15 protein-coding genes are annotated in these 15,298 nt (G+C 66.6%); 1 reads left to right on the top strand and 14 read right to left on the bottom strand.

Annotated elements, in window-relative coordinates; translation table 11 throughout:
- Positions 1–17: 17 nt before the first annotated feature.
- From dprA to GPA02_RS03670, 6 genes are all read right to left on the bottom strand, one after another.
- Positions 18–1,031, bottom strand: coding sequence for a DNA-processing protein DprA (gene dprA, locus GPA02_RS03645; protein ID WP_156198496.1), 1,014 nt, complete (start codon positions 1,029–1,031; stop codon positions 18–20).
- A gap of 181 nt (positions 1,032–1,212) precedes the next feature.
- Entirely contained in the window at positions 1,213–2,691 is a 1,479-nt protein-coding gene (locus tag GPA02_RS03650) for an ATP-binding protein (protein ID WP_156198497.1), read from the bottom strand.
- Entirely contained in the window at positions 2,688–3,458 is a 771-nt protein-coding gene (locus GPA02_RS03655; protein WP_156198498.1) for a hypothetical protein, read from the bottom strand. The genes GPA02_RS03650 and GPA02_RS03655 overlap by 4 nt, the downstream gene beginning before the upstream one ends.
- 11 nt (positions 3,459–3,469) lie before the next feature.
- Entirely contained in the window at positions 3,470–4,933 is a 1,464-nt protein-coding gene (locus GPA02_RS03660; RefSeq protein WP_156198499.1) for an SCO6880 family protein, read from the bottom strand.
- 3 nt (positions 4,934–4,936) lie between these two features.
- The gene (locus tag GPA02_RS03665; protein WP_156198500.1) at positions 4,937–6,346 is read right to left on the bottom strand and encodes a TrbL/VirB6 family protein; all 1,410 of its coding nucleotides are present in this window, start codon (positions 6,344–6,346) and stop codon (positions 4,937–4,939) included.
- A 29-nt stretch (positions 6,347–6,375) separates the two neighbouring features.
- The gene (locus tag GPA02_RS03670; RefSeq protein WP_024355940.1) at positions 6,376–6,645 is read right to left on the bottom strand and encodes a DUF6112 family protein; all 270 of its coding nucleotides are present in this window, start codon (positions 6,643–6,645) and stop codon (positions 6,376–6,378) included.
- Between the two features lie 85 nt (positions 6,646–6,730).
- On the opposite strand from GPA02_RS03670, the gene GPA02_RS03675 reads away from it, so the two are divergent.
- Positions 6,731–7,840 (top strand): hypothetical protein, encoded by a 1,110-nt coding sequence (locus GPA02_RS03675; RefSeq protein WP_156198501.1) that lies wholly within the window; start codon positions 6,731–6,733, stop codon positions 7,838–7,840.
- 31 nt (positions 7,841–7,871) lie between these two features.
- On the opposite strand, the gene GPA02_RS03680 is transcribed toward GPA02_RS03675, so the two are convergent.
- From GPA02_RS03680 to GPA02_RS03715, 8 genes are all read right to left on the bottom strand, one after another.
- Positions 7,872–8,138, bottom strand: a complete 267-nt coding sequence (locus GPA02_RS03680) for a DUF6112 family protein (protein ID WP_156198502.1) — start codon at positions 8,136–8,138, stop codon at positions 7,872–7,874.
- A complete protein-coding gene (locus GPA02_RS03685) occupies positions 8,135–9,313 on the bottom strand; it encodes a M23 family metallopeptidase (RefSeq protein ID WP_156198503.1) in 1,179 nt (392 codons plus the stop codon). Before GPA02_RS03685 ends, GPA02_RS03680 begins: the two co-directional genes overlap by 4 nt.
- A gap of 6 nt (positions 9,314–9,319) precedes the next feature.
- On the bottom strand, positions 9,320–10,015 hold the full coding sequence (locus tag GPA02_RS03690) for a hypothetical protein (protein ID WP_156198504.1): 696 nt from the start codon (positions 10,013–10,015) through the stop codon (positions 9,320–9,322).
- A 79-nt stretch (positions 10,016–10,094) separates the two neighbouring features.
- Entirely contained in the window at positions 10,095–11,162 is a 1,068-nt protein-coding gene (locus GPA02_RS03695; RefSeq protein WP_156198505.1) for a ParB N-terminal domain-containing protein, read from the bottom strand.
- On the bottom strand, positions 11,159–12,019 hold the full coding sequence (locus GPA02_RS03700) for a hypothetical protein (protein WP_156198657.1): 861 nt from the start codon (positions 12,017–12,019) through the stop codon (positions 11,159–11,161). The genes GPA02_RS03695 and GPA02_RS03700 overlap by 4 nt, the downstream gene beginning before the upstream one ends.
- Positions 12,020–12,525: 506 nt before the next feature.
- On the bottom strand, positions 12,526–13,218 hold the full coding sequence (locus GPA02_RS03705; RefSeq protein WP_156198506.1) for a DUF2637 domain-containing protein: 693 nt from the start codon (positions 13,216–13,218) through the stop codon (positions 12,526–12,528).
- Positions 13,215–14,123 carry a bifunctional DNA primase/polymerase gene (locus tag GPA02_RS03710; protein ID WP_156198507.1) on the bottom strand — a complete coding sequence of 303 codons (909 nt, stop codon included), beginning with the start codon at positions 14,121–14,123 and terminating at the stop codon, positions 13,215–13,217. Before GPA02_RS03710 ends, GPA02_RS03705 begins: the two co-directional genes overlap by 4 nt.
- Positions 14,123–15,205, bottom strand: a complete 1,083-nt coding sequence (locus tag GPA02_RS03715; RefSeq protein ID WP_156198508.1) for an ArdC-like ssDNA-binding domain-containing protein — start codon at positions 15,203–15,205, stop codon at positions 14,123–14,125. The genes GPA02_RS03710 and GPA02_RS03715 overlap by 1 nt, the downstream gene beginning before the upstream one ends.
- Between the last annotated feature and the right edge of the window lie 93 nt (positions 15,206–15,298).

Genomic DNA, 15,298 nt, shown 5'->3' on the forward strand with positions numbered 1-15,298 from the left:
CAACCTGGCCCTCGACCTCACAACCCAGGACCCTGCGGCCTCCGGCCCGGGCCGGGCTTCTCTTGATCGAGAGGATCAGTCTCGAGTCCTGCCCGTTCCCGCACAGCACGATGCACACCATCACGTACTCCGTGGAGGAGTTCGCGGATGTCGTCGTAGCCGGTGATGATCGACCCGAGCCCGTCACGCAACAACCGGTGACACCCCGCAGACGCCGCACTCGTCAACGGCCCAGGAATCGCACCGACCGGACGACCCAGCTCCATCGCACGGGCCGCGGTGTGAAGCGAGCCGGAGCGGTATCCGGCCTCGGCGATGACGATGGTGCCGGAGAGGGCGGCGAGGAGTCTGCCGCGTTGCGGGAATCGCCACTTCGTCGGCGCAGCACCTGGCGGCACCTCACTCAACAGCAGCCCGTTGTCTGCAACTCGGCCCAGGAGTTCGGTGTGCCCTGCCGGATACGGGCGGTCCAGACCGCCCGCGAGCACCGCGACCGTGGAACCACCAAAAGTGAGCGCAGCACGGTGCGCGGCGCCGTCAATCCCGTAAGCCCCACCGGAGAGCACCGTCCGAGCATCGGAGACCGCCGACTGCACCAAATCCGTAGTGATGTGCTCCCCGTACCCGGTGGACGCCCTCGCCCCCGTGATGGTGAGTCGATCCCACACCGGGCCTGCGAGTAGGCTGGTGTCGCCCTTCGCCCACAGTGCGAAGGGGGCATGATCTCCGAGAGCGTTGACCGATGCCGGCCAGTCCGAATCGCCGGGGATCAGCACCCGCATGCCGTGGCGCTCAGTCTCCGCGAGCACCCGCCGCAGCTGGGCCGCGTCGATGCGGGGCGCGAGACGCCGCTGCCAGGTATCACCATCCGGCCCGACCGGCACCTCATCGGCGACGGCACGAGCGACAGTCTCCGTAGCGCCGACGGTGCGGATCATCCGCCCTGTGACCACATCACCGGGTTCGGAGACGGTCGCGAGGATGATTCTTGCGGTGCGTTCGTCGGCTGCCAGCTCGGTGATCGTGTCCATCGGTTCTGCTCCCTCGGTTGTGGCGAATCAATCGAGAGATAGGTACGAACCTGCACGCCAAACGGGTCACCGAGAGCAAGCCAGTCGTAGCGGGAACTTACAACCTCACAGCACCCCACAGATCGCCGAAAACTGGCGGAATCACGCGGAAACAGGCTTCAGGAATCCTGAACCTGAGCCTTTACCCCTTCATCCGCGCGGTCGTGTCGAACGCGGCGAGTTCTGCCGGGTGGAGTTGGTGCTGCACGACGAAGGATCGTTCCTTGATCCGCCAGAGCCCTTGCCCGGTGCCGAGGCCTGGGAGGAGTTTCTGTTCGGTGCCGGTGAGGCCGAGGGCTGCGGCGGTGGCTCCGAGTTGGTCGGGTTCTTGCCGGTAGATGATCCGCGTCTCCGCATTCGCCAGCAGCGAGTTGGCGAGGGCGCGCATGGCGGAACCTTGGTCGCCGACGTTGTCGAGGTCGGTGAGTTTGTGGAAGATCAGCATGTTCGCGATCCCGTAATGCCTGGCGAGCCGCCATTGCGCATCCATCCGACGGAGCAACGCTGGGTAGGCCATGAGTCGCCAGGCTTCGTCGTAGATCACCCACCGGTGCCCACCATTCGGGTCCATCAACGCTGACTCCATCCACGCGGACGAGCAGGTCATCAGCACCGAGATCAGCGTGCTGTTCTCTGCCACCCGCGACAGGTCCAGGCTGACCATCGGCAGTGACGGGTCAAACCGCACCGTCGACGGCCCATCAAAGAGCCCTGCGAGGTCGCCTGCGACGAGACGGCGGAGCGCGTGTCCGACGAGGCGCCCATCTTCTGCGAGCCGCCCGTCGGTGTCGGCCTGGGGGTCGGGTGTGAGGATGCGGTCGACAACCATCGGCAGGATCGGCACCTCGGAGGATCGGACAGCGTCTTGGAGGGCGAGGTCGATTGCCGTGTGTTCTAACGGTGAGAGCACCCGGTCCAGCACCGTCTCCGCCAACGCACCAATCAGCTCACGGCGGCGGGAAGCAACCTGCGCCGCCCACTCTGCATCTGAGAGGCCGCCGGGGCGGTGGCCTTCATCGAGCGGGTTGAGACGATTCCGCAGCCCGTGGCCGAGGACGATCGCCCGCCCGCCGACGGCTTCCGCAACAGCGGTGTGCTCGCCCTTCGGGTCACCGGGGACGTAGACGCGGCGACCGAACGGAATTGACCTCGTGTAGAGGGACTTGGCGAGGGAAGATTTGCCGGAGCCGACGATCCCTGCGAGGACGATGTTCGGCGCGGTGATGATGCCGCGTGCATAGAGCGTCCACGGGTCGTAGACGAACGAGCCACCGGAGTAGAGGTCCTGCCCGATGAACACCCCGTCAGCACCGAGACCACCTTCGGCAAGAAACGGGTACGCGCCCGCGAGTGTCGCGGACGTGTCCTGGTGGCGGGGCAGGCGCAACTTGCCCGGAGTCTGCAGCGCCGCCGGCCCGGGTTCGCCTGTTGCGGGGAGGTAGCTGGTGTTGCGGCGTTCGGCACGTTCCGCCGCGACCCGCTCACGCTCGATCGCCTGCTCGTGTTGACGGGCATCGGCCTCGATCTTCGCTGCGGCGTGTTTGCGGGCTTTCCGGTGCTTGCGGGGTTCCCCGGCGGGTGCGACAAGGGCGGCGGTGTGGAGTTTCTGCCGGTCGCTCATAGTGCTCGCCCCCGCGACGGTGACGATGAGCGGGATGGCGCGAACGGGTCATCCTCGGCCTCGGTCACTCGGGCTGGCTGACGTAGTGGCGTTCGCTCGACTGCCGCAGTCTCAGCAGCGCCTTCCTGTCGTTCGGGGTGCGTGCGCAGCAGTGAGATGTGTCCGTGGTCGTGGTTGTACGTCAACGTGTAGATGCCGTGTGTAGCTGTGCGGTCGAGGTGGCCGGTGGGGATGGTGTCGTAGACGTATCCGTTGACGAGTGCCGCCTGGGTGGTTTCCTCTCCCATGTCGAACCGGGCCAGATGCTCGATCGCCGCATCGGCCCCGTCGCGGTCGATGATCGCCAGCACCTCGTTGGCATCCTGCCCTTGCAGGAACACGATCCCCACCCAGCGGGAAGAAGGGGCCGAATCTGAGGGTGCGGGGCGCCAGGCGATGCGCCCCGATGCGCTCATCGCCGCATCTGCATGCTCGTGCACCCCATCCAGCAGTGCCGCTGCCTGTCGAAGTTGGGCGGCTGCGATGAGTGCGTGGCTTGCGCCGGCGCCCTGGTTCCCGGCGTCATCGTATGCACGCACGTGGTTCCTGGCGTGCACGGTCGCGAGCTGATCAAACACCAGGCGAAGTGATCGCACCCCGGCGAGGAGATCACCGAGCACCGCATACGTGTCGGCAGGGTCCTCGAACACGCGAGTGGCGTGCGCAAGGCCACGGAGCGCTTCGGACACTTCCGCCGCATCCGCGGTCGGATTCTGAAATGTCGGCATCGGTGTACTCCTCAGACGGTGCGGCACAGCGGCAGGGCTGCAACAGTGAAGGCTTGGGCTTGCTGCCCGACAAGACGCCGGGTTTCGCAAGAGGCTTGGATCGCGGCCTGTTCGATCGCCGCGACCGCAGTGTCGAGCTCTTCCGGCGTCGGTGCGCTAATGGAGATGAGGCCGGTGTAGCGGAGGACGCCGTGGCCTGCGGTAAGGTCGGCTTCCTGTTGGAGGACATCGCCGTATTCGGCGGTTTGGGAGGCGTCCTCGATCTGCCCCATCTTGGAGCGCTGCGCCGCATCCGAGATCAACTCAGTCTTCTTCTTCCGAATATCCCTCGCCGCCTGATCCGAACGAATCGGCGTACACACCAGCGAGAACGCCCGCTGAATCCCCGACGACAGCAGCACCGGGGCGAGGAACCCCGGATACACCTGCGACCTGGGCCACTCGCTGATCCACAGCACCGCGTGATGGGCGGAGTCTGACCGCAGCCGATCCCACGACTCCATCACCGCAACTGGCCCCGCCGTCGCAAGGCTCCTACCGATGTCGCCGTGACGATCAAGGAGCGCCGCGGAGGCAGGGTCGTAGGCGGATCGGAGGATCACGGCGACCTCGCTGGGGGTGAGCCAAGCACCGACGGTGAGTTCCGCGGCGCGCAGCGCGGTCACGAGCGTCGTCATCTCCTGCCGCAGCACCGCCGCCGCCCCCTTGATCCCACCACCGTTCGTGCGCACCTGACGTGCTGCGGCGCGGAGGTCGAGGGCGAGACTGATCGTCGTCGCGTGACGCTCCCCTGCGGGGCCTGCACGGTCGATGAGTTCCCGGTACACAGTCGAAGTCCACGACCCGTCGTCGGTGCCGTGACTGCGCCACCACTCGACGAGGCCGGAGCCACCGTCGGGGAGGGTGCGTTCGCAGACTTGGAGGCGGGCGATCCTGCCGGAGCGGCAGGCGGTGGCGAGTACCCGACCCCAGGTGGCGACGCGGCGTTCTTGCTCGCCAGGGTCGAGGAGCACAAACGCGGGATGCGACACCGCGATGATCGCCGTGAGCGTCTGGGCATGGGGGTCGTGGATCATTGCCGCCCCCGTGTCCGGGTCTTCCCACTCCCGGAGCGCCGCGGCGTCGCCTGGGAGTGCGAGGGTGCCAGCGGGGCGGGGTTTCACGATCCTGCGCCGAAACACGGTCTGCCGGGCCTGCGTGCGGGCGACCCAGCGGAAGGAGACGGGTACCCACTCGATGAGCTTCCTGCCCCCGACTGGCGTCCATGCGAGTGCTGCGGAGAGGAGCCAGATGGGCGCGGTCCAGGCCAGCAGCATCCCGCCGCCGGCGTAGAGGGCGCCAACGATGGAAAGCACACCGATTGTGAGGACGATGAGTTGCGGGAGGGAGAGACCAAGGAGGATGCCGCGGCGGGTGAGGCGGGAAAACTGCACCGCCCGCAACCCAAACTCCACCGTGCTCTGCTGATTCGACATCGGTCACTCCTTCCCGGCCGTCGGTTTCGGAGCCGGCGGCGGCGTCTGCTTCGCAGGCGGCACCGGAGGTGACGCGGGCGGTGCAGTCGGGGTGTGGCTGGGTGCGGGCGGCGGAGGTGACGGCTGCACCGTCTCTCCGGCACCTGCCGCGTGACCTTCCGCAGCCCCACCAACAGCGCCACCGAGTTTCGGCCCGGCGGTGGCTGCGGCTTTCGCGACTTGCGCACCGATCACGACCGCAGCCGCAGGCCCCGCCACAGCGGCACCCGCCCCGGCCCCGGCGCCGGCCGCGCCAGCACCAGCACCACCGCTCGCGCTTCCTGCGCCAGCCGCAGCACCAGAACCACCGGCAGCCGCAGCCCCGCCACCACCGGAGGATGCGGTTGGCGTGGCGGGTGGCGTGCCTCCACCGGATGGTGCCGCACTGCCTCCCTTGTCGCCGGCACCGTCGAGAACTTTCTTCGCGCCATCAGTCTTCGGAGCGGAGGGCACAGGTACGGGGCGGTTGAGCGCGGATTTGGCTTCTTGCTCGGCGCTCATCGAGTGGTACATATCGAACCCGACGAACGTGACGAACTTGTACGTCATGTACGGGGCGAACGCGGCAATGAACATCAGCACGACTCCAGCGATGGGGTCACTGATCGATGCGAGATCCAGTTCGATCGGCGCCGAGACTTGGGTGATGGCGACGAGGAAGATCACTACGAGGACGAGCTTGGACAGGATCAGGGCGATCACGAACGTCGCCCACTTCCCGAACCACCCCTTGGTGGCATCCCAGGAGAACCCTGCGAGGGCGATGGGTGCGAACACTATCGCGACGAGCAGGAGGGCTTTGCGGATCAGGAGCGAGAACCACACGATCGCAGCAGCGCTGATGGCGAGGCCTGCGAGGAAGATCGTGACGATCGCGCCCACACCGGGCGCGGCGATATTGATGCCTGCGAACCCTGCGGCAAGGAGGGTGATGCGGTCGCCGATGGATTCCATCGTGTTCCCGGTGGCTTGCACGATCCCGATCGCGAGCTGATCCGTGATCTCCAACAAAAGCCCTGTGAGGCCGATGGCGACGAAGGAACCGAGGATGCTTTTCGCGGCCCCCGTAGCTGCGCGGGTGAGGGCGGTGGGGTCGCGGTGGATGAGGCCGGTGATCAGTTGCAGGCAGAAGAAGATCAGCACCACGAACACCGCCACCCCGAACAGGATGTTGTAGACCCCGATGTAGCCCTCGTCGGTGACATCAACGAGGGTGGTGGTGTCGAACACCGCCCACACGGCTTCGAAGAGCCAGGCGGCGGCGCCTCCCATGGCTTGGGCGAGCCAGTCGAACGGGGCCGCGATCAACGTGGCGGCGCCTTGGCCGACGGTGTCACACACGGCCGAGATCACCGGCACATCACACACACTCATCGCTCACTCCTTCCCTCTGCGCGGTGGGGTTAGACGGCTTGGCCGACGCCCCAGAAGAAGTTGATGAGCGTCACGGACGCGCCGCAGATGATCGCCGCCCCACAGGACACGAGCACCCCGACCTTCCCGCGCGACGCGAGATGCGGGTTGGAGGAGTTCGCGCCGAAGCCCCATACGATCGCGGAGACGATCAGGGCGAGGACGGACAGGATCAGGCCGACGGTCATCACCGCGCCGACGATGATGCGCAACTGCTCGATACCGGGAAGCCCGGTACCGTTCGGGTCAATATCAATCACAGGGTGCTCCTTCAGCTCACACCGCCAGCAAGGAGGCGGACTTGTCAGCCAGGTGCACCCTTGCCCCCTCGGTACTCTGTGTGGGATGGGGAATCGTGAGAGATCGGCTCTTGTGGAGCGGAGCGACGGCTTCAACTACGGCTATGCGATGAACTGCACCTGCGGGAGGGTTTCGGTTCTGTCAGCGGAGGACTACTACGTCGAGGCCGACGGTGCTCACATGAAGTGCGCGCACTGCGGAGCCAGCATCCACTTCGGTGTCGCCGTTGCCGCGCTTCGTAATCAAGACGATCCTGCGCTCGATGACGAAGCAGTAACCCGTTTCGCCTGGTACCACACGAGCACTGAACCAGACTGGCCGTCGTCGGACTACGCCCGCCGGTTTATCGAGGACTTGGAGCAAAACGATCACCGGCCAGTAAACCGGGATCACTACGTCTCGATGCACACGACGAAGGCGCTCCACCTTGGCACCTACGAGACGGCGGTCGAGAACATGCTGCGACGGATGCATGACGAGCACGACGGCGGTTCCCAGTTCTACCTCTACCGAGTGGCGATTGACCTTCGTCCTGGCCGCATCAACCCGGGCTATCGAGACGAAAACCACGACGGCGCAGCACAGCTCAGCATCAGCGAGCTCGACAGAGACAGCCTCGATGCCGTCCGCTACCTCAATGTCCACGAAGGGACAGGCGTTCTGTCACTCGCGATTCGCCCTGAGGTCATCACAGCTGTGCAGCGCATGCCGATTCCACTGCCAGAGCTCGCTCTGCCTCCCATGCCTGGCTTTCTAGACCGAGAGATCACTGCGCTGGCGCACGCGCAAGATGAGATGGAAGCTGCGCAAGCGAGGGTTGAGTCCGTCCCGCATGGTCGTCGCCGGATGATGTACTTCGGCGTCTACGACGACCCAGACGGTCTCGCAAAGAAGGCTGGCGACCTCGAACATCGTTACATCGATCTATGGAATCAACTCGAAGACCAGTTAGCGGAGGCCTGTCTGCCGAGCGCCTCGCGACCGATCCGCCGTGACTTCAACGAAGCGATGGGAAGTTGGAAGAGCGCGAACCCCTCCGTGAATTCCGCGACCTTCATTTCGAGATACCGGACTATGGCCGCACTCCTCGAAAACAGCTCGGAAGTGATCAGCGAAGTCGCTCATCAGCCCTGGCGAGACTCACGTTCCCTCTGAACCAGCGGAAGTCGTAAGGAAAGACCCGCGCCTATAGCCTCTCGCCGAGGCCAAGGAGGAAGTTCACCCACGCGACCCCGGCACCTGCGAGGGCGGCCGCGCCCAGGGCGACCCAGGCACCGATCCTGGCTTTGGTAGTGGTGTGGGCGTTGCCGGTGGATGAGGCGATTGCCCAGATGATCGCGGAGACGATCAGCATGAGTACCGCGATGATGAGCACGAACATCAGCAACGCCCCCACAATGCTGCGGAGGTCATCGGCTGCGCCGACGCCGCCGAAGTCAGGGAACACCATCAGCTCCCACCCCCGCCCAACGTGCAGGACGCGCGAGAGGTAGTGCCGCCGGTGATGCCTTCCGCGCCCTTATCGGTGAGCCATTGGTCGGCGTCGATCGCGGGCTGCCCGGTGCCGCCGGGGCGGATTTCGAGGTGGAGGTGGGGGCCAGTGGATTTCCCTGACGAGCCAACATCGCCGATGTGTTGCCCGGCGGTGACGGTCATCCCTTCGGTGACGTGGATGCCGTACTCCCACATATGTGCGTAGTACGACGCGATCCGTTCCCCGCCGACGGTGTGCTCGACGATGATGAGCCCGCCCCAGGAGCCGGTGTATCCGGCGTGGGTGACGATCCCGTCGGCGACGGCGTAGATCGGGGTGCCGTCTGCGGCGGCGAAGTCGCTGCCGGAGTGGAATGCCTGCTCGAAGGTGATCGGGTCGGTGCGCCACCCGAACGGACTCGTCCGCACCCATGTGCCCTCCGGCAACGGGAACACGACCCGCGTGGTCTCCGGCACCACCACCTCACCACCGCCGCCGCCGGTTGACGGTGCGGGCTTGGTGAGGGCGGTGAGGATCGCTTCGGCGACGGGCTGATAGTTCTGATACCTGTCCGGGTAGGCCGACACCTCGACGGCCTGCGCTGCTTCGCCGGGGTCGAGCTGCTGCCACCCCGGAATGTCCAGCAAGCCGCGTGGTGAGGGGTAGTTGGGTCCGGTGGGTCCGCCGTAGAACGCTCTCGCTTGGTAGTTCGGGTCCATGAGCTCAGGCACGGTTCCCCATCCGGCTTGCGGGCGCATCTGAAACAAGCCGAGGGAGTCGTGGTCGGAGGCATCCCCATCGTTGGGGTAGTTCGCGGACTCAGGGTAGGTGCCGGTGTTCGCGAGCATCCGCAGATGCGATTCCGTGAGCGCAGCCATCAACGCGATCACCATACCCGGACGCCCAATCCCATCGGTTTGCCCGCCGACAGTGATGATCGTGGCCGCATGGGTGAGCTGCTGCCGGTTCAGCGTCACGGTCTCGCCGTTCTTCGTGGTCGCGGTGAGCGAGTCCGGGATCGGCCCCACGATCAACGACCCCGGCGCACAGGCAGCTATCGCCGGGTTCGCGAGGACAGTGACGGACAGGAGCGCGGTGGCGGGGCCGAAGCACACCGCGGCAACGGCAAGAGATACGAGGAGCTTCTTGAGCATGATCGGTCACCGCAGGGGGTTGTCGAGCTGCGACAGTCGCAAGAGCGCGCACGTCTTGGTGATCGGATCGGCAGACTGTGCGGTGTCGTGTTCGGGTGTGCAGGTGAGGAACACGGTGAACGCCACCGCGTGCGTGGTGGCGATGGGGTCGGTGCCCCAGTAGCCGGTGCGGTGACGGGTGCCGGTGATCGTGTACGCGATCGCACCGTCGGGCAGTTGCCCCGGCGCCGCCTGTGCGACCGCGTCCTCCCACACGGTCGGGATCTCGATCGTGTCGATGGTGAGCCACTGCCTCGTCTGATGCGTGCGCAACTGCGCCCACGCTTCCTGGGTCGGCAGATAGGCGCGGACATCGGAGGCTGTGGCGCCGGCTTCCTCATCGGCCGTGACATCGGCGAGCATCTGTGCATAGTCTGCGGGCCCGTAGCCGCTGGTGGTATCCCAGGTGAACAGCGCCTCCGCCACCGCGACCGCGAACTCCTCAGGTTCGCCACTCGCGATCACCGGCTCCGGCCCCGACGGCGAGGTGTCGTCGGGGTGCGTCGCCGCTGGGCTCTCCGTCGCGGCGACGTCTGTGGGCTGTGCGTTCTGGGGTCCGCGGATGAGGCCGTAGACACCGACGCCGACGAGAATGAGCAGGATGAGCCCGCCGGTGATGGCGGCGATGAGTATGGCGCGGCGGCGGCGAGCGGTGGGGTCCATCCTGGTGTCCTTCCGGGCAGTGTGCGGATCACCAGACAGGTGCACCCGCACACCCAGAGGGGAACGGCGGAAGGAGGGGTCAGGCGGTGTCGCGGCGCGCGTTCCGTGCCGTGCGAGCGGCATCCAGGAATGCGATCGTTGCAGTGACGGCTTGCTCGAACATGACCCATTGCTCGTTCGAGAGGGCGGGCCCGATGGTGCCGGGGTCGTAGCGTTCAGCCCAGGTGGAGAGTTCATCCCAGAGGTAGACGAACGACCGCACCGGCAGAAACTCACGCACCGGTTCCTCGACAGCGCGCAGGCGCGCGGATGCGAGCTGGTTGGAGCGCTTCTTCGTCGCAGTCCTCGCCCGCTCCACCGCGATCTCCGCCAATCGCTGCAAATCCGCCGGCCGTGCGGTGTCTTCGAGCTCCCGCAGGCGTGCGGCACCAGCTGCGGCGGTGTCGCGGATGCCTGCGGGTTGTGCAGAGTCTTCGGCGAGGGCATCGAGTTCGGCGAGGGCTTGCGCGGCTCGGATGCGATGCTGTGCCCCGGTGATCGACTCGCCCGCATCAATCCGATCAAGCTCGTCCCGCGCTCGGCTCCGCACCTCTTCGGTCTGGGAGCGGTCAGTGGCGATCTGTTGCAACTCGTTGATGCGTTCCAGCGAGGTGTAGGAGTTGCGGCCAGTGACCATGAGTGCGGCCTGCTGCCGGGTTTCGCCCTTTTGCGGTGCCGCCACGGTGGCGGCACCGTGTGACCTGGGGTTTTCTTGTTTTGAGGTGAACCGTGACGCTTCCTGTCGGCCTGCCGCGTCCTCGGCCATGAGGGCTTTCAGTTCGGCGTAGAGGGTGGCTTCTTCGGTGCGAGTGAGGGGCTTGTGGAGCAGGTTGTCGTCTTGTTCGGCGAGGAGCTGCCCGAGGGTGGTGGAGATGCTGGAGCGCACCCATACGTTCACGGTCTTCCACCCGAGCCGGCGGATCGCGGCGAGGCGTCTGGCGCCGCAGATCAGCATTCCGTCCGGTGTGATCGTGATCGGCTGCAACAGCCCATCCCGCATGATCGACGCCACGAGCGAGTCGATGTCGCCGTAGTCTTCGCGGTGGCGGCGGCCGGCCCAGATCGAATCGACCGACCGCTCCAACTCGATATGCCCCGGCTCGCTCATGGCCGGCCCCGCATCGTGCCGGGAGCGGCGACCTTGATCGAGGTCTCCAACTCGACATCTGCGATGAGATGGCGGAGGGATTCACCGATCAGCAGCCGCAGCAGCACCCCGCGGCCCGCATTCGTACCCGAAAGATGTGGGTCGGGTGAACCGAGGATGATGCGCAGCAACCGATACCAAGACGGGGCGGGAATGTCGAGGAGCGCGCGGGCATGACGATCCCGCCGCAACGACTCGTAGGCGCCAGCGCGGGAGACGGACTCGGCCAGGCGGGCGCAGATGCACTCCACCGCAGCCCGCGCCACCTCCGGCTCCCACCCATGCCAGCACAACAGTGCGATGGCGTCCTCGACCGCGGACTTGACACTCGTTGACCCAGTGTCTTCGGTCTCGTAGTCAGCGTCGTCCTCGGTGAAGGGGTCGGCGTGGAACGCGGGGTGATAGTCGGTGAGGGGGTTCTCGCGGTCGGAGAAGCGCTCGGCGTCGTGGAAACTGGAGTATTTGGGGCGGCGTGCTTGATGCACCGAGCACAGCAGCCCGTTCGCACGGTTCTCCGCGATACACGTGATCTGCACGGCCCGGGTAATGACCGCCCAGGGGTCATCGGCTCGGCGGACAGCGGCGGTGCGCATCGCCTCGAACGCCGCGGTCGCTGCCTCCCACGGGTCGAGGCCGTGCTTTCGGGCGAGGGCTGCGTATTTCTGGGCGGAGTGCTGCATGAGCGCCGCGGCTTCCGGGTCGCTGCGCCATGCGCCCGGCCCGTTGTTGTCGAGGCGGGTGAGGAGTTCTCGGAGTCGTTCAGAGTTCTCGAATCCTCGCCGCCGATCGCGCCGATCGTGATTGTGGTGTTGTGGCATGGTGGCACCTCCTGACAGGAAGGTGCGCACCGGCATCCCGCCGATATCTCGCCACCGATCCCGGTACATGGCCGTTCACCCCAGCCCGATCCCAGACGGACGCACCCATGATGACGAACGGCGCTGATCCTGCGGCTCGAACACATCGAACGACTCGAACACCGACGACTCTCCGGGCGTCGTTCGTTGCGCGTGGCGATCTCGGATGTCACGGACACCATCGCGGGTCGCACGGTATGCCTGCCCAGGTGCGCGGCGGGCTCGATGCACGAGCTCGGCCTGGAGGTTGATGCCGCGGCCTGCGATTCGGGCGGTGCTCGACGCGATCAGATCAGTCGGCCGCACCCACGCGATCCCCCGCCCCACACGCGAACCAGGAGCAGCAGCAGTCGTGGCGAGTGAGGGGTCGCGATACACAGCGAACGCCGAACGCTCTGCCTCCGCTGCCTCAGTCGGCTCGGGTCTCGCCTCGGGTACCTCGGCCCGGTTGGTCTCTGCAGCGTCAATCATGATGTCTCTTCCTTCGTTTCAGTGCCGAACCAGCGGCCCACGGTCGAGGGGTGTACGCCCAGGTATCGGGCGATCTGCTTGTTCGACCACCCGTCCACCTCCCGCAGTTGCGCCGCCTCCGCCCGCCGCGCACTCACCGACACCACCGCGACCGTTGGCGTGGGCGTCGGTGCGTCTTCCAGCCCCGGCGCAGCATCATCCGTTGTCGCCTCAGTGGGCTCGACCGGCACCAGGTCCGGCACGGTCTCGTTTGCTTTCGTGATCGGTGTGATGGGGCGGGTGAGGATGACGGTGAGGTGAGTGATCGCGAGCAGCACGAGCGGCGGGATCGCGGCGACCGACGCGGCAAGCACGCTGGGGACATCGGTGTCGGCGGCAATGATCGCGTGGATCGCGTTCGCCGTCACCGACACCACCGCACCCGCGGCGAGCAGCGTCCACGGATACCAGGTGGGGCGGCGCTGACTGGCGAGCGCGACGACGGCGACGGTCGCGACCACGATGATGCCATCCACGATCAGTGGCCACGCCCACGCCTGTCCTGCATCTATCCCAGACCTGCGTGCGAGATCGGCGAGGGCGGTGAACGACAACCAGAACGCCCCGGCGGCGATGAACACCGTCCCCGTGATCGCCGTCACGACCGCCAGGCGGCGACCCCTCGGCGAAGCAGTTTCGATAGCGCTCATGACAGCACCCGTCCCGGTGATCCGCGCACCAGACGACGCTCATCCACCGCCAGCTCGGCTGTGGTTCGAGGTGCAGGGTGGGTGGTGCGGTAGGCGGAGCGGATCGTCGCCATGATCTCCCGCGACCCGAGCCCCGCATGCTCCGCGGCAGGCCCCAACGCTTCAAGGGTTGCATCGGGCGGGGTGCCGGCTTCGGCGAGGCGGCACGCGGCCCAGAACAGACCACGGTTCCGCTCGCCCTCACCACGACCAGCCACCCACCCGGCGAGCACCTTCGCATCCGAACCCCGCTGGCCACCCCGAACCGCACGAGCACGGTCAATGGGGATCGGGGTGCGGGGGTCCAGGAACTCGCGCAGCCGCGCCGCATCCACCGGGGTCGGTGTGCCGCCGGAGATGACGATCAGCCGATACGGTGCCCGGACGCCACTGGGGCGGAGCACTTGGGAGGGTGGGGCGATGATGTAGCCGCCGTCGCCACGGAAATCGACATGCGCCCGCGCCGCCTGCCACGACGACTGCACATGGCCTGGGTTCGTTGGGTAGTAGGCGTGCAGACCACCGGAGGGGGTGCGCACGAGCGCCGCCCACCCCGCCGCATACCCGTCACGGTGCGCGTCTCGGAAGGCGGGGAATCCGGTGCCGGCCTGGTGCACGTCGACATCGACGACCTCGACCCCGGAAGCAGCACCGGTGGGGATGCCGATGTTCGCGGACGGCCACCTCGACCACCACGCCGCAACCTGCTGAGCGTCGGTGCTCGCGTCATGGAACCCTCGGCGTACGAGCGGGCGCTTCTCGCCCTGCACGCACGGGAACACCGGCACCCCGGCAGCCGCGAAGCGCGCGGCGGCATCAGCGAGCGGCATCCCGTTCACCTCAGCGAACACATTGATCGCGCGCATCACAGGCTCCTCACCGAGCTGGCCGCTGCTCGGCGCGGCTCCTCAGCGAGCGGATCAGCATCGGGCGCTTGCTCAGACACTCCAGGCTTCTTGGGCGGCGCATCGCGGTTCAGACCGGGAGGATCGCCGTTGCTGATCAGCTCGGTGGGGAGTTGGTCGAGGATCGACGCGGCGGTCTTTCTCACGCGTTCGCCGGTGGCTTGGACGACCTCGACCGGGGACTTCTCCGGCACCGTCGCGGCCCACCCCGACACATACGGGATCGTGTAATCGGAGGTGTCCATGCCGTGAGCGGCGGCGACCATCAACGCGACAGAGTCCGCCTCGACTTCACCGATCCCACGATGCCCCGATGTATCCGGGTTCTCCGGCCCGTGGAGGAGGACGTGTGCGAGTTCGTGAACGAGGGTCTTCACCTGTGCCGCCTCGGGCATGTTCTCCCGCACCGCGACCGTTCTCGCGCCGAAGTCGGTGAGGCCGTTCGCGCCGTGGATCATGCCCTCATGTGGCACCCGCAACACCGCGAATCCCTCCGCCTCCACCAGCCGGGCGATGCCCACCCAGAGCCCATCGGGCGCTTCACCTTCCAGGAGTCGCGGCGACGGCGGGGCGGGGATCGGATCGCCCGCGGTTTGGGAGACATCCCAGACATAAGCGGGACGGACACCGACCATGCGCGACCGCACAGCCTCACCCGGCTTCGGCTTCTCGAACCGTCCGAGCCGACGCCACGACTCCGCGACCTTCGGCGTAAACGACGCGAACCTGCCCGTGACCGGAGCGAGGATCATGTACCCCGACTGGCCCTTCTCCACCTGCCGGCCAAGTGCCTGCCACTGCTTGAACCCCGCCACATACGTCGGCACAGGCTCCGCGACCCGCCCGGCCTCGAACGCCGCCTGATGCTGGACGAAGATCAGCAGCGTGTTGTTGAACGAGCGGGCACGGAACCGTGCCGCGAACTCCAACGCTCGTTTCCAGTCTTCACCCGATACCAAAGACTCCACCGCGCCGGTGAGCTGTTCATGCAAAGCGTCGAGCTTCGCATCCCTCGCCGCCCGCGCGTCCTCCGTGGTTGCCATCGTCGTCCTCCTTCCGCAGGCACCTGCACACGGCGGGTGACCTCTGCGACCAGAAGGTGCGCGAAGGGAGTCAGGGAACGCAATCGAGACGGA

Source organism: Actinotalea caeni (assembly GCF_009733795.1).
GTDB classification, from domain to species: Bacteria; Actinomycetota; Actinomycetes; order Actinomycetales; family Beutenbergiaceae; genus Pseudactinotalea; species Pseudactinotalea caeni.

What these genes read in the sequence shown, in the direction of transcription:
- GPA02_RS03715 (WP_156198508.1), bottom strand. Translation starts at nt 15,205, where the DNA reads ATGGCAACCACGGAGGACGCGCGGGCGGCGAGGGATGCGAAGCTCGAC.
- GPA02_RS03655 (WP_156198498.1), bottom strand. Translation starts at nt 3,458, where the DNA reads ATGCCGACATTTCAGAATCCGACCGCGGATGCGGCGGAAGTGTCCGAA.
- GPA02_RS03705 (WP_156198506.1), bottom strand. Translation starts at nt 13,218, where the DNA reads ATGAGCGCTATCGAAACTGCTTCGCCGAGGGGTCGCCGCCTGGCGGTC.
- GPA02_RS03690 (WP_156198504.1), bottom strand. Translation starts at nt 10,015, where the DNA reads ATGGACCCCACCGCTCGCCGCCGCCGCGCCATACTCATCGCCGCCATC.
- GPA02_RS03650 (WP_156198497.1), bottom strand. Translation starts at nt 2,691, where the DNA reads ATGAGCGACCGGCAGAAACTCCACACCGCCGCCCTTGTCGCACCCGCC.
- GPA02_RS03675 (WP_156198501.1), top strand. Translation starts at nt 6,731, where the DNA reads ATGGGGAATCGTGAGAGATCGGCTCTTGTGGAGCGGAGCGACGGCTTC.
- GPA02_RS03685 (WP_156198503.1), bottom strand. Translation starts at nt 9,313, where the DNA reads ATGCTCAAGAAGCTCCTCGTATCTCTTGCCGTTGCCGCGGTGTGCTTC.
- GPA02_RS03700 (WP_156198657.1), bottom strand. Translation starts at nt 12,019, where the DNA reads ATGCCACAACACCACAATCACGATCGGCGCGATCGGCGGCGAGGATTC.
- GPA02_RS03695 (WP_156198505.1), bottom strand. Translation starts at nt 11,162, where the DNA reads ATGAGCGAGCCGGGGCATATCGAGTTGGAGCGGTCGGTCGATTCGATC.
- GPA02_RS03665 (WP_156198500.1), bottom strand. Translation starts at nt 6,346, where the DNA reads ATGAGTGTGTGTGATGTGCCGGTGATCTCGGCCGTGTGTGACACCGTC.
- GPA02_RS03710 (WP_156198507.1), bottom strand. Translation starts at nt 14,123, where the DNA reads ATGCGCGCGATCAATGTGTTCGCTGAGGTGAACGGGATGCCGCTCGCT.
- GPA02_RS03660 (WP_156198499.1), bottom strand. Translation starts at nt 4,933, where the DNA reads ATGTCGAATCAGCAGAGCACGGTGGAGTTTGGGTTGCGGGCGGTGCAG.
- dprA (WP_156198496.1), bottom strand. Translation starts at nt 1,031, where the DNA reads ATGGACACGATCACCGAGCTGGCAGCCGACGAACGCACCGCAAGAATC.